This window comes from Streptomyces lydicus (genome assembly GCF_000717345.1).
GTDB lineage: Bacteria > Actinomycetota > Actinomycetes > Streptomycetales > Streptomycetaceae > Streptomyces > Streptomyces lydicus.
Genome location: NZ_JNZA01000045.1, coordinates 41082 through 53353, shown reverse-complemented (window position 1 = coordinate 53353; position 12272 = coordinate 41082). Strand labels below are relative to the sequence as shown.

Annotated in this window: 14 protein-coding genes; 4 read left to right on the top strand and 10 right to left on the bottom strand. The window is 71.7% G+C overall.

What is annotated here, in order from left to right:
- Positions 1 to 250: 250 nt before the first annotated feature.
- Positions 251 to 1534, bottom strand: coding sequence for a DUF6986 family protein (locus tag OO62_RS32235; RefSeq protein WP_033271210.1), 1284 nt, complete (start codon positions 1532 to 1534; stop codon positions 251 to 253).
- 199 nt (positions 1535 to 1733) lie between these two features.
- Between OO62_RS32235 and OO62_RS32230 the strand changes: the two genes are divergently transcribed.
- Positions 1734 to 2252, top strand: a complete 519-nt coding sequence (locus OO62_RS32230) for a DinB family protein (RefSeq protein ID WP_033271222.1) — start codon at positions 1734 to 1736, stop codon at positions 2250 to 2252.
- A gap of 193 nt (positions 2253 to 2445) precedes the next feature.
- Complete coding sequence (locus OO62_RS32225; RefSeq protein WP_033271209.1) at positions 2446 to 2760, top strand: putative quinol monooxygenase; 315 nt, start codon at positions 2446 to 2448, stop codon at positions 2758 to 2760.
- A 114-nt stretch (positions 2761 to 2874) separates the two neighbouring features.
- Here the strand turns inward: OO62_RS32225 and OO62_RS32220 are convergent, their stop codons facing one another.
- From OO62_RS32220 to OO62_RS32205, 4 genes are all read right to left on the bottom strand, one after another.
- Positions 2875 to 3837, bottom strand: a complete 963-nt coding sequence (locus OO62_RS32220; RefSeq protein ID WP_033271208.1) for an electron transfer flavoprotein subunit alpha/FixB family protein — start codon at positions 3835 to 3837, stop codon at positions 2875 to 2877.
- Positions 3838 to 3887: 50 nt separating this feature from the next.
- Positions 3888 to 4673 carry an electron transfer flavoprotein subunit beta/FixA family protein gene (locus tag OO62_RS32215; protein WP_033271207.1) on the bottom strand — a complete coding sequence of 262 codons (786 nt, stop codon included), beginning with the start codon at positions 4671 to 4673 and terminating at the stop codon, positions 3888 to 3890.
- A gap of 213 nt (positions 4674 to 4886) precedes the next feature.
- Positions 4887 to 5393, bottom strand: coding sequence for a flavin reductase family protein (locus tag OO62_RS32210; protein ID WP_033271221.1), 507 nt, complete (start codon positions 5391 to 5393; stop codon positions 4887 to 4889).
- A gap of 225 nt (positions 5394 to 5618) precedes the next feature.
- Positions 5619 to 6047 carry a TlpA family protein disulfide reductase gene (locus OO62_RS32205; RefSeq protein ID WP_033271206.1) on the bottom strand — a complete coding sequence of 143 codons (429 nt, stop codon included), beginning with the start codon at positions 6045 to 6047 and terminating at the stop codon, positions 5619 to 5621.
- A gap of 75 nt (positions 6048 to 6122) precedes the next feature.
- Here OO62_RS32205 and OO62_RS32200 point away from each other — a divergent pair, with 75 nt between their 5' ends.
- Complete coding sequence (locus OO62_RS32200; RefSeq protein ID WP_033271205.1) at positions 6123 to 6539, top strand: DUF4395 domain-containing protein; 417 nt, start codon at positions 6123 to 6125, stop codon at positions 6537 to 6539.
- Positions 6540 to 6697: 158 nt separating this feature from the next.
- Entirely contained in the window at positions 6698 to 7414 is a 717-nt protein-coding gene (locus OO62_RS32195) for a lysophospholipid acyltransferase family protein (RefSeq protein ID WP_033271204.1), read from the top strand.
- Positions 7415 to 7425: 11 nt separating this feature from the next.
- On the opposite strand, the gene OO62_RS32190 is transcribed toward OO62_RS32195, so the two are convergent.
- The 5 genes from OO62_RS32190 to OO62_RS32170 form a co-directional block, all read right to left on the bottom strand.
- A complete protein-coding gene (locus OO62_RS32190) occupies positions 7426 to 8151 on the bottom strand; it encodes a B3/B4 domain-containing protein (RefSeq protein ID WP_033271203.1) in 726 nt (241 codons plus the stop codon).
- 11 nt (positions 8152 to 8162) lie between these two features.
- The gene (locus OO62_RS32185; protein ID WP_033271202.1) at positions 8163 to 8780 is read right to left on the bottom strand and encodes a transglutaminase-like domain-containing protein; all 618 of its coding nucleotides are present in this window, start codon (positions 8778 to 8780) and stop codon (positions 8163 to 8165) included.
- A gap of 170 nt (positions 8781 to 8950) precedes the next feature.
- Positions 8951 to 10042, bottom strand: a complete 1092-nt coding sequence (locus OO62_RS32180) for a threonine aldolase family protein (protein ID WP_033271201.1) — start codon at positions 10040 to 10042, stop codon at positions 8951 to 8953.
- Positions 10021 to 10782, bottom strand: a complete 762-nt coding sequence (locus OO62_RS32175; RefSeq protein ID WP_180290095.1) for an SDR family NAD(P)-dependent oxidoreductase — start codon at positions 10780 to 10782, stop codon at positions 10021 to 10023. Before OO62_RS32175 ends, OO62_RS32180 begins: the two co-directional genes overlap by 22 nt.
- A gap of 59 nt (positions 10783 to 10841) precedes the next feature.
- Positions 10842 to 12239 (bottom strand): DUF6421 family protein, encoded by a 1398-nt coding sequence (locus tag OO62_RS32170; RefSeq protein WP_033271199.1) that lies wholly within the window; start codon positions 12237 to 12239, stop codon positions 10842 to 10844.
- Positions 12240 to 12272: the final 33 nt, after the last annotated feature.

Below are 12272 nucleotides of genomic sequence, written 5' to 3'. Positions count from 1 at the left end.
CTCCTCCCCCTTCGGGGGAGGGGGCGGGGGGTGGGTTCGGGGGTGGGGGGAGGAATCAGCGTCGGGAAAGGGGCCGGTGGGGGCGGGAGTGGGCTCGGCGTTGGCGAACGGCTCAGGTTCGGGGCGGCCCTGGCCTCGGCCCCGCCAACAGCCAGCCCCAACCGTGGCCCCGTCGACGACCGGACCCCAGCCTCAGCACCGGCGTCGGCCGACCCCCGCCCCGGCGCCGCCGACAGCTCGCGCCCCAGCCTCAGCCCGTCTTCGTCGGGCGGCCCGCCAAGGCGTCGAGGTCGGTGCGGGTCAGGCCGGTGAGGTGGGTGACCTCGGTGGGGTCCACGGCGCCGCAGTCCAGGCCGCGCAGGAGGTAGCCGCTGAGGGCCTTGGCGGTGGCGGGCTCGTCCATGACATCGCCGCCGGCCTTGGCCACGTACGCGGCGAGTCGGGCTGCCGCCTGTTCGAGTCCCTCGCGGTAGAAGGCGTAGACCGCCGCGTAACGGGTGGGCAGATGCGCCGGGTGCATGTCCCAGCCCTGGTAGTAGGCGCGGGCCAGGGAGCGGCGGACGAGGCCGTGGTGCAGTCGCCAGGCGTCGTGCACCTGCTTGGTGGGGCCGACCGGGAGGACGTTCGTGGAGCCGTCCGAGAGGCGGACGCCGGTGCCCGCCGCGGCCACCTGCATGACGGCCTTGGCGTGGTCGGCCACCGGGTGGTCGAGGGACTGGTGGGCCGCGCTGACGCCGCAGGAGGCGCTGTAGTCGAAGGTGCCGTAGTGCAGCGAGGTGGCCCGGCCCTCGGCGGCCTCGATCATGCGGGACACGGTGGCCCGGCCGTCGGCGCCCAGGATCGACTGGGTGGTCTCGATCTGGATCTCGAAGCCGATCCGGCCGCTCTCCAGGCCGCGCGCCTTCTCAAACGCCTCCAGCAGCCGCACCATGGCGGTGACCTGCTCGGCGTAGGTCACCTTCGGGAGCGTGAGGACCAGGCCGTCGGGCAGGCCGCCGGCCTCCATGAGGCCGGTCAGGAAGATGTCGAGGGTGCGGATGCCGCGGTCCCGGACGGCGGCCTCCATGCACTTCATCCGGATGCCCATGTAGGGGGCCGCGGTGCCGTTCCCGTACGCCGCGGCGACCAGGGCGGCGGCACGGGCCGCGGCCGCGTCCTCCTCGGCGTCCGGGCGCGGGCCGTAGCCGTCCTCGAAGTCGATCCGCAGGTCCTCGATGGGCTCCCGGGTCAGCTTGGCGCGTACGCGGTCGTGGACGTCGGCGGCGAGCGCGTCGGGGATGTCCAGTACGGCGGCGAGCGCGCCGGCGTCGGGGGCGTGCTCGTCGAGGGCGGCGAGCGCCTGGTCGCCCCAGGAACGCACGGTGTCGGCGGCGAAGGCGTCACCGGGGACGTAGACCGTGTGCACCGGCTGGCGGGTGCCGGGGTCGCCGGGGTAGCGCCGCGCCAGGTCCGCGTCCACCTCTGCGAGGGCGGCTCCGATGCCCTCGCGTACGGTGTCCGCGAGGCTCGTCGCCACGGTCTCGTGCTGCCCCATTCGATACCTCCCGGTGACTACGTCCGACGCTGACGCGCGGGCGTTTTCCGCTTAATGGAATCAACAATCCGTAGAGCGAAGTTAACGGGGTCGGTTGACGAGGTCAACACCCTCTCGCCCGAGGCGGCGCAGGTCACGGGCCCGGCCCGGGGCCCAAAACCCGTGGCGCCCACCCGTGGACAAGGTCAGACTCGCCGTCATGACTTGGATCGCACCCTCCATACAGCGCAGAGAACTCCCGACCACGGCCGGCGAACGGGAGATGCTGCAGGGCTGGCTCGACTTCCACCGCGACACCCTGCTCGCCAAGTGCGCCGGGCTCGACGGCGACCAGCTCGCCCTGGCGAGCAACCCGCCGTCCACCCTCACGCTGCTCGGTCTCGTGCGCCACCTGACCGATGTCGAACGCACGTGGTTCCGCCAGCGCTTCCTCGGCGAGGAGATCCCCGACGTGCACCTCACGGCGGAGAACCTGGACGCCGATTTCGACGACCTGGACCCGGCCGCCGCCGAGGCCGACCTGGCGGCCCTGCGTGCCGAGATCGCCGCCTGCGACAAGGCGGTGGCCGACCGCGGGCTGGACGACACCTTCCCGGCGTCGCGGGGACGCACGCTCAGCCTGCGCTGGATCTACGTCCACATGATCGAGGAGTACGCGCGCCACAACGGCCACGCGGACCTGCTGCGCGAGCGGATCGACGGGGTCACCGGCGACTAGGCCGATGCCTTTCGGATCATGTCCGGCCCGCCCTCAAGGATCCCCGCCGGCCGCTCCGGAGCCGTGCCGGGCGATCGGCCCGGAAGACACCCTCTAGGCTTCCGGTGTCCCAAAGGATCATGTCCGTCCAGCGACGGGGCGCCCGGACCTGACCGCGTCCGGCCGTGCCCGTCGCCGCACACCGGGAGGCTCCGTGCCCGTCGTCGTCGCCACCGTCAAGACCAAGCCCGGCCGCCTGGCGGACGTGCTCGCCGCGTTCCGCCGGCACACGCCCGCCGTGCACGCCGAGCCCGGATGCCTGCTCTACGCGGTGCACTCGGGCGAGGACCGGGTCACCGTCATCGAGAACTGGGCCGACCAGGCGAGCCTCGACGCACACTCGGCGGGACCGGCGCTGGAGGCGATCGGGGCGGAGATCGCCGAGGCGCTGGCCGCTCCGGTGGATGTCGCGGTGCTCCAGCCGGTCCCGGCCGGCGAGCCGGGCAAGGACCGGTTGCCGCAGACCTGACCGTCGCACACCTGAAGCGGTCCGTCCGCGCACGCCCGAGGCCCCGTACGCAGCGCGCGTACGGGGCCTCGGGCGTGCGCGGCGCCGCAGGTGCTCCGGCGCCGTCGGACGGGTTCAGCCCTTGCGGGTCTTGACCTCGTCGGTGAGGGCCGGGACGACGTCGAAGAGGTCGCCGACCACGCCGTAGTCGACCAGGTCGAAGATCGGGGCCTCGGCGTCCTTGTTGATGGCGACGATGGTCTTCGAGGTCTGCATACCGGCGCGGTGCTGGATCGCGCCGGAGATGCCCGCCGCGATGTACAGCTGCGGCGAGACCGACTTACCGGTCTGGCCGACCTGGTTGGTGTGCGGGTACCAGCCGGCGTCCACCGCGGCGCGCGAGGCGCCGACGGCCGCGCCGAGCGAGTCGGCGAGCGCCTCGATGACCGGGAAGTTCTCGGCACCGTTGACACCGCGGCCACCGGAGACCACGATCGCGGCCTCGGTCAGCTCCGGGCGACCGGTGGACTCACGCGGGGTGCGCGAGACGATCTTGGTGCCCTTGGAGGAGTCGGCGACGGTCACCGCGAGCTGCTCGACCGTGCCGGCGGCCGGCGCGGCCTCCGGGGCGGCGGAGTTGGGCTTGACGGTGATGACCGGGGTGCCCTTGCTGACACGGGACTTGGTGGTGTACGAGGCCGCGAACACGGACTGCGTGGCCACCGGGCCCTCGTCGCCGGACTCGACGTCGACGGCGTCGGTGATGATGCCGGAGCCGATACGCAGCGCCAGGCGGGCCGCGATCTCCTTGCCCTCGGCGGAGGACGGCAGCAGCACGGCGGCCGGCGAGACCGCGTCGTAGGCGGCCTGCAGCGCGTCGACCTTGGGGGCGACGAGGTACTCGGCGAACTCCGGCGCGTCGGCGGCGAGCACCTTGACCGCACCGTGCTCGGCGAGAACCTTCGCGGCCTCCTCGGCGTTCGGGCCGAGGTGGACGGCTACCGGGTCGCCGATGCGGCGGGCGAGGGTGAGCAGTTCGAGGGTGGGCTTGCGGACGGCGCCGTCCACGTGGTCGACGTAGACAAGGACTTCAGCCATGGGATTGCTCTCCTGCGGGAAGAATGAGGGCGGTTGAGGTAAGGACGGGCCTAGATGAACTTCTGGCCCGCGAGGAACTCGGCGAGCTGCTTGCCGCCCTCGCCCTCGTCCTTGACGATCGTGCCGGCCGTACGGGCCGGACGCTCGGCCGCGTCCTCGACCTTGGTCCAGGCGCCCTCCAGGCCGACCTCGTCCGCGTCGATGCCCAGGTCGTCCAGGTCCAGGGACTCCACCGGCTTCTTCTTGGCGGCCATGATGCCCTTGAAGGAGGGGTAGCGCGCCTCGCCCGACTGGTCGGTGACGGACACGACGGCGGGCAGCGCGGCCTCCAGCTGCTCGCTGGCGGTGTCGCCGTCCCGGCGGCCGGTGACCTTGCCGTCGGCTACGGAAACCTCGGAGAGCTGGGTGACCTGAGGGACGTTCAGCCGCTCGGCCAGCAGCGCCGGGAGCACGCCCATGGTGCCGTCGGTGGAGGCCATGCCGCAGACGACGAGGTCGTAGCCGGTCTTCTCGATCGCCTTGGCGAGCACGAGCGAGGTGCCGAGCGCGTCGGTGCCGTGCAGGTCGTCGTCCTCGACGTGGACGGCCTTGTCGGCGCCCATCGACAGGGCCTTCCGCAGCGCGTCGTTGGCGTCCTCGGGACCGACGGTCAGGACCGTGATCTCCGCGTCGTCGGCGGCTTCCTTGATCTGCAGGGCCTGCTCGACGGCGTACTCGTCGAGCTCCGAGAGGAGGCCGTCCACGTCGTCACGGTCGACGGTCAGGTCCTCGGCGAAGTGCCGGTCGCCGGTGGCGTCGGGCACGTACTTCACACAGACAACGATCCTCAAGCTCACGCCGGCTCTCCTACCTGCTTCGTCTCTTCAGAACTGCCTTGTATTGGCAGCATAGGCGCCTGTTGGGGCGGCTCCCGGTCGGACGTGGATCCCCCACGCCGACCGCCATATTACTCGCCAGTACATACAGTCTGGTGCCCCGAATCAAGGCCGTCGAAATGTGACCTTGCCAACGGCCCTGAACGGAGGAACGAGGCGCCCTGCCGGAACCTCTCAGTTCCGCAGCGCGTTGAAGCGACCCTGGTGATAGAGGAGGGGGCGGCCGGGTCCCGCGGGGTCGCCGACGACGGGCTCGGCGAGCACGATCCGGTGGTCGCCGGCCGGCACCCGGGCGACGACCCGGCACACCATCCAGGCCAGTACGCCGTCCAGCAGGGGCACGCCCTCGGGGCCGGTGCGCCAGGAGGTGGCGGGGCCGAAGCGGTCGGCGCCGCTGCGGGCGAAGGTGGCGGCCAGCTCCTCCTGGTGCTCGCCGAGTATGTGGACGCCGACGTGGGCGGCCTCGGAGACGGCCGGCCAGCTGGAGGCGCCGGTGCCGATGCCGAACGAGAGCAGCGGCGGATCGGCGGCGACGGAGGTGAGGGAGGTGGCGGTGAAGCCGACGGGGGCGGCGCCGTGTGCGGTGATCACCGCGACGCCGGCGGCGTGCTGGCGGAAGACGGAGCGCAGGAGGTCCGGAGTGGCGGTGCGAGGCGTGCCGAGGTCGGGCGAGGCCGTCATGGAGTTGTCCTTCTCCTGTGGTGTACGGGCCGAGGCGGCGCCGCGGGCGGCCCGATAGCTGCCGGCGGCGGTGGTGTCGTCGCTGCTCACACGCCCGGACAGCGCGCGCTGGCGGTCCGCAGAAGGTCGACGTGGGCGCGTCCGTAGAGAAGGGGTCCTGGCCGCATCACGTCAGAGTGACGATGCGGACACCACAGCGTCAAGGGCCGCCCACCATCTGGGAGATCAATCACGGACCGCCGTGCCCAGTGCCGCGATCACATCGGCCTTACGGGGCTGGCCCGCGGCGCGGCGCACGATCCGGCCGTCCGCGTCGAGCACGAGGACGGTGGGCGTGCGCAGCACGTTGAGTTCCCGCACCAGGTCGAGGTGGGCCTCCGCGTCAATCTCGACATGGGCCACGCCGTCGATCATTTCGGCGACCTCGACGAGGGTGCGGCGGGTGGCGCGGCAAGGCTGGCAGAAGGCACTGGAGAACTGCAGCAGGGTGGCCCGCTCCCCCAGCTCCGCGCCGATCTCGGTGGCGCCCAGCCGTGGCGCGTCGCCGTGGTCGTCCCTCTTGTGCACCGTCAGCCTCCCGTTGCGGCGTTGGTGCCACATGCCGAAGGCGCTCGCCGCCGCGAGCACCGCGATGCACACCATGAGTCCGGTCATCTCCGGGTGCAGCGTTCACGAGACCGCAAAGATTCCCGGGCTCCCGGGCGGCCCGTCCTGGGGGAGGGTGGAGACATGACTGCCGAGAGGATCGATGTACGGGGTCCGAGGTTCGGGGCCGCACTGACGACGGTGGTGCTGGCGGCCGTGCTGATCAGCGGGAGCGCGCCGCTACTGGCCCTGCAGACCCTGGTGTTCGCGGTCGGTGCGGTGGCCGGTGTCCAGCACTCGCCCTATGCCCGGCTGTTCAGGGTGGCGGTGCGGCCGCGGCTGTCCGCGCCGACCGAGTTCGAGGACTCCGCTCCGCCGCGCTTCGCCCAGAGCGTCGGACTGTTCTTCGCCGCGGCGGGGCTGACCGGCTACCTCGTGGGGCCGGAGTGGCTGGGGCTCGCGGCCACCGGTTGTGCGCTCGCGGCGGCGTTCCTCAATGCGGTTTTCGGGTACTGCCTGGGGTGCGAGATGTACCTTCTGCTGCGCAGGGCGGTCGGCTGAGCCGGTCGCCACGTGACAAGAATCTCGCCTCCGTGGCGTCCCGTGCGCTGGCCGCCAGGGCCGGGATCGGGCACGATCTCCCGAAAGCCGCAGTTACGGCGGCGTAGCTTTCCGCCGGGAGAACCCTCCCCAGGCACGGAAAAGGGGTCCTCCCGACAATGGCAGAGCTCGTCTATCCGCCCGTGATCGGCGCCGCGCGCACGCTCTTCAAGGCGCTCGATCTCAAGTTCGACATCGCCGGGGCGGATCACATCCCGCGCCGCGGCGGGGCGGTGCTGGTGAGCAATCACATCGGGTACCTCGACTTCGTCTTCGCGGGGCTCGCCGCGCGGCCGGCCAAGCGCCTGGTGCGCTTCATGGCGAAGGAGTCGGTGTTCCGGCACAAGGTGTCGGGGCCGCTGATGCGCGCGATGAAGCACATTCCGGTGGACCGCGCGCAGGGGATGCACGCCTACAAGCACGCGCTGACCGCGCTGCGTTCGGGCGAGATCATCGGGGTCTTCCCGGAGGCGACGATCTCCGAGTCCTTCACCCTCAAGACCTTCAAGTCGGGTGCCGCCCGGCTGGCCCAGGAGGCCGGGGTGCCGCTGCTGCCGGTGGCGCTGTGGGGCACCCAGCGGCTGTGGACCAAGGGCCACAAGCGCGACCTGGGCCGGCACCACATCCCGATAACGATCCGGGTCGGCGAGCCGCTGGAGGCCGACCCGGCCGAGCCCGCCGAGAAGATCACCGACCGGCTGCGCTCCCGGGTGCAGGACCTGCTGGAGGCCGCACAGCGCGCCTACCCGGTGCGTCCCCGCGGCCCGGAGGACACCTGGTGGATCCCGGCGCACCTGGGCGGTACGGCACCGGCGGCGCCGGGGAGCACCGCGTAACGGAGCCCGGATCACCGGGTCCGGACGTCACCGATCTCGATACGGGCGTCGGGGCATGCCTTCTGCAGCGCCTCGGCCAGTTCGGTGCCGGCGGCCGTCAGGTCGTCCAGGGGCATCGGGGCCATCCGCTCCAGCAGGAAGAGGGCGTTGACGGAGTCCTCGGTCAGCCGGGTGCGGGTGCCCTGGCGCCAGTTCCAGCGGCGGCAGGTGACGCCCTCGTCGTCGCACCACACGACCTCGCCCGCGTCCGGGTGCTCGATGACGTCCTCGCCGCCGGCCGCGGTGGCGAACGGCTCGTCACCGGTGGCCCGTACGAGCCGCATCCCGCCCTGGATGCGGTCCAGGTCCTCGCCGCCCACCGGGAGGAGATGGGCGACGCTGACGGCGTTGTAGAGGTCGACGAGGCGGTTGATGCGCGGCAGCCCGCCGTCCGCGAGGGCCCGCTTGGCGAGCGCTTCGGCGGAGTTGCGGGTGCGCGAGGGCTTGCTGCCGAAGGCGGTGTAGGCGGCGCGCCAGGCCGCCATGTGCGGATCGTCCTGCGGGGCGCGCCCGTCGAGGCGCCGGGCGAGGCGGCGGGCGGCGTCGTCCAGGAGCGCGGACCCGGCCTCGTCGCTGGGCCCGTTGGTCAGCCCGTGCGCCGTGACGGCGAGGTGGCCGAAGCCGGGCGCCAGGGCGCTGACCTCGTCGGAGACGGACAGGGGAAGGGTCGCGCCGGAGACGCGCCGGGGGCTGGGCATCGGGCCGTTCCTCAGAGTGCGGTGGGCAGGAGCTGCGCGAGACGGGGCCGGTCGACGGCGTCTCGCAGGCATTGGAGCACGGCCGGGTGCGGTTCAGCAAATAGCACCGGATAGTCCACTTCATTGAACTCCGGGCGGACGGCGAAGGCCAGCTGCTCGCAGTCGAGCCGGAACTGTGCGCCCGCGCCCGCCTCGCCGCCCCGCGCGTCCTGCCGCACCCAGCGCTCCCGGCCGGGCAGCTTCAGCGCGATCAGACCGTGGACGGCCTCGAACTTCTGATAGCAGAGGGCCGCCGGGATGCCCCGGGCGCGCAGCAGGGCGACGAGGGCGTGCGACTTGGCGTAGCAGATGCCGGTGCGCGTCTCCAGGACGTCCGAGGCCCGCCAGGTGACGCTCCCCCAGCCTTCGGCCGGGGGGACCCCCATCTCGCTTCGCTCGTCCCCGGAGTCGAAGCTGTGCGGGATGGCGTCACGCACGAAAGTGAAGGCCGCCTCGGCGTATGCATATGCGTCCGGCGCGTCGGCGGACAGTGTCGCGGCGGTGCGCCGGACGACCGGATGTTCATGGTCGATGGCGTCGTCGGCCGCCAAATAGGCAGCGAGATCAGGGGTGTTCTGGATCAGCTCCATGGACGGGGAGCGTAGCCAGGCACCCGCCGCAGGGCAATGAAATTTCGCAATGTCGCATACCTATGCGTCGAGTCCCTTGCGGCCCGCGCTGCCCTCCCCCGCCACACACGCGCCCGCCGCGGGGGCAACGGCGTGAAGCCCCCGCGGCGGGAAGGTCGGCGACCCGGGAATCAGCCCGCGCGCAGCTCCTCGCGCAGGGCTGCGAGGAAGCCGTCGACGTCCTCCTCGCGGGTGTCGAACGCGCACATCCAGCGGACGTCGCCGGCCTGCTCGTCCCAGAAGTAGAAGCGGTAGCGCTTCTGGAGGCGTTCGCTCACGTCGTGCGGGAGGCGGGCGAAGACCGCGTTGGACTGGACGGGGTAGAGGATCTGGACCCCGTCGATCTGCCGTACGCCGGCCGCCAGCCGCTGGGCCATGGTGTTCGCGTGGCGGGCGTTGCGCAGCCACAGGTCCTTGGCGAGCAGCGCCTCCAACTGGACGGAGACGAAGCGCATCTTGGAGGCGAGCTGCATGGACAGCTTCCGCAGGTGCTTCATCGCGCGCACCCGGTCGGGGTTGAGCACGACCACGGCCTCGCCGAAGACCGCACCGTTCTTGGTGCCGCCGTAGGAGAGGATGTCGACGCCCACGGCGTTGGTGAAGGCCCGCATCGGGACGTCGAGGGTGGCCGCGGCGTTGGCTATCCGCGAGCCGTCCAGGTGGACCACCATGCCGCGCTCATGCGCGTGGTCGCAGATCGCCCGGATCTCGTCGGGCGTGTAGACCGTGCCCAGCTCCGTGCTCTGGGTGATCGAGACGACCTGCGGCATGGCGCGGTGCTCGTCGTCCCAGCCCCACGCCTGGCGGTCGATCAGCTCGGGGGTGAGCTTGCCGTCCTCGGTCGGTACGGTCAGCAGCTTGAGCCCGCCGACGCGCTCGGGCGCACCGCATTCATCGACGTTGATGTGTGCGGTTTCGGCGGCGACCACCGCGCCCCAGCGGTCGGTCACGGCCTGGAGGGCGACGACGTTGGCGCCCGTGCCGTTGAAGACCGGGAACGCCTCGGCGCGCTGCCCGAAGTGGCTGCGGAAGACACGCTGGAGGTGCGCGGTGTAGTCGTCCTCGCCGTAGGCGACCTGGTGGCCGCCGTTGGCGAGGGCGAGCGCCGCCAGGACCTCCGGGTGGGCGCCGGCGTAGTTGTCGCTGGCGAAGCCGCGGATCCCGGGATCGTGGTGCTGCCGTGCGTCGGTCGTCGCTCCGCTTACGGCTCGGGGGTCAGCCACAGACGCTGTCCATTCACTTCCTGGGCGGGCCGGTCCCAGACGCCGGCGATGGCCTCGGCCAGCTCCTTGACGTCCGTGAAGCCCGCGAACTTTGCGTTCGGTCGCTCGGCACGCATCTGGTCGTGGACGAGCGCCTTGACGATCAGGATCGCAGCCGCGGCGCGCGGCCCCTGCTCGCCCCCCGACTTGCGGAAGCCGTCAGCCATGGCGAGCGTCCACGCCTCGGCGGCGGCCTTCGCTGCGGCGTAGGCGGCGTTGCCGCCGGTGGGCTTGGAGGCACCGGCCGCGCTGGTGAGCAGGTAGCGGCCGTTGCCGCTGCGCTCCAGGGCGTCCTGGAAGGCGAGGGAGGTGTGCTGGACGGTGCGGATCAGCAGCTTGTGCAGGAGGTCCCAGTCCCCCAGGTCCGTCTCCGCGAAGGTCGACGAGCCGCGCCAGCCGCCGACGAGGTGCACCAGGCCGTCGATCCGGCCGAATTCCTTCTCCGTACGGGCCGCCCACTCGCGGGTCTGGTCCAGGTCGAGGAGGTCGACGGTCTCCCCTATGACCGTGGCACCGCCATGGGCGTAGCGGGCCGCGTCCACGGCCTCGGCGAGCCGCTCGGGGTTGGAGTCCGAGCCGACGACCACCGCGCCTGCCTCGGCCAGCCGCATCAGCGTGGCCCGGCCCGCCGGTCCGGCCGCTCCGGCCACCGCGATGACCGCGCCCTCCAGCGGCCCCTGGCCGCCCGTCGAAGTAACCATCTCCGTCGCCTCCTCGTCCTGCTCCTGGACGGCCTGTGGCCGGGTGTTCCGGTCGTTGTTCACGCCGCCGCCAGTTCGTCGCTGTGAGCAGTGATGCCCTTGGTGGAGGCGATCACACCGCGCAGCTTCTTGGCGAGCGCCTCGTAGAACATGCTCAGCGGGAACTCGTCGGGGAGCACGTCGTCCACGAGCTTGCGCGGCGGCAGGTCCAGGTCGAGGGCGTCGGGACCCTTGGCCCAGACCGAACCCGGGTGCGGCGCGAGGTAGGTCGAGACGAGGTCGTACGCGGCGAACCAGTGGACCAGCTTGGGCCGGTCGATGCCGTCGCGGTAGAGCTTTTCGATCTCACCGCACAGCTGGTTGGTGACCTTGGGCGCCCGCTCCCAGTCGATGTGCAGTGTGTTGTCCGTCCAGCGTACGACGTCGTGCTTGTGCAGGTAGGCGAAGAGCAGCTGGCCGCCGAGGCCGTCGTAGTTGCGGACCCGGTCGCCGGTGACGGGGAAGCGGAACATCCGGTCGAAGATCACCGCGAACTGCACGTCACGGGCCTGGGAGTATCCCTCGGCCTCCAGCTTCACGGCCTCCTTGAAGGCGGTGAGGTCGCAGCGCAGCTCCTCCAGGCCGTACATCCAGAACGGCTGGCGCTGCTTGATCATGAACGGGTCGAAGGGCAGGTCGCCGTGGCTGTGGGTGCGGTCGTGGACCATGTCCCACAGGACGAACGCCTCCTGGCAGCGCTCCTGGTCGGTCAGCATCTCCCGGATGTCCTCGGGGAGTTCGATGCCGAGCGTCTCGACGGCGGCCTCGCTGACCCGGCGGAAGCGGGCGGCCTCGCGGTCGCAGAAGATGCCGCCCCAGGTGAAGCGCTCGGGGGCCTCGCGCACCGCGATGGTCTCCGGGAAGAGCACGGCGGAGTTGGTGTCGTAGCCGGCCGTGAAGTCCTCGAAGGCGATACCGCAGAAGAGGGGGTTGTCGTAGCGGGTGCGCTCCAGGTCGGCGAGCCAGTCCGGCCAGACCATGCGCAGCACGACGGCCTCGAAGTTGCGGTCCAGGTTGCCGTTCTGCGTGTACATCGGGAACAGCACGAGGTGCGGGAGGCCGTCGGCGCGCTGCCGGGCGGGCTGGAAGGCGAGCAGCGAGTCCAGGAAGTCCGGCACGCTGAAGCCCTCGTCGGCCCAGCGGCGCAGGTCGGCGACGAGCGCGCGGTGGTAGGCGTCGTTGTGCGGCAGCAGCGGCGCGAGCTCCTCGACGGCCGCTATCACGCGCTCGACCTCGGCGCGGACGGCGCCGGCGGACGGCGCGCCCTCCGCGGCCAGGTCGATCGAGCCGTCCTTGGACTGCCACGGCCGGATGGCCTCGACGGCGTCCTTGAGCGCGGGCCATGCAGGGTGCGCGACCACACGCTCTGCGGTGGGAGTGCCTCCCTGGACACCCACAGGCGAAAGAATTTCCGTCATGACTGCCCTCCGGCGGTAGATCGTGCTGTCAGC

Bases quoted from the DNA above. Each gene is read 5' to 3' on its own strand.
- OO62_RS32185 (WP_033271202.1), bottom strand. From the start codon at position 8,780: ATGGAGCTGATCCAGAACACCCCTGATCTCGCTGCCTATTTGGCGGCC.
- OO62_RS32175 (WP_180290095.1), bottom strand. From the start codon at position 10,782: ATGGTTACTTCGACGGGCGGCCAGGGGCCGCTGGAGGGCGCGGTCATC.
- OO62_RS32190 (WP_033271203.1), bottom strand. From the start codon at position 8,151: ATGCCCAGCCCCCGGCGCGTCTCCGGCGCGACCCTTCCCCTGTCCGTC.
- OO62_RS32205 (WP_033271206.1), bottom strand. From the start codon at position 6,047: ATGACCGGACTCATGGTGTGCATCGCGGTGCTCGCGGCGGCGAGCGCC.
- OO62_RS32230 (WP_033271222.1), top strand. From the start codon at position 1,734: ATGACTTGGATCGCACCCTCCATACAGCGCAGAGAACTCCCGACCACG.
- OO62_RS32220 (WP_033271208.1), bottom strand. From the start codon at position 3,837: ATGGCTGAAGTCCTTGTCTACGTCGACCACGTGGACGGCGCCGTCCGC.
- OO62_RS32170 (WP_033271199.1), bottom strand. From the start codon at position 12,239: ATGACGGAAATTCTTTCGCCTGTGGGTGTCCAGGGAGGCACTCCCACC.
- OO62_RS32200 (WP_033271205.1), top strand. From the start codon at position 6,123: ATGACTGCCGAGAGGATCGATGTACGGGGTCCGAGGTTCGGGGCCGCA.
- OO62_RS32195 (WP_033271204.1), top strand. From the start codon at position 6,698: ATGGCAGAGCTCGTCTATCCGCCCGTGATCGGCGCCGCGCGCACGCTC.
- OO62_RS32235 (WP_033271210.1), bottom strand. From the start codon at position 1,534: ATGGGGCAGCACGAGACCGTGGCGACGAGCCTCGCGGACACCGTACGC.
- OO62_RS32210 (WP_033271221.1), bottom strand. From the start codon at position 5,393: ATGACGGCCTCGCCCGACCTCGGCACGCCTCGCACCGCCACTCCGGAC.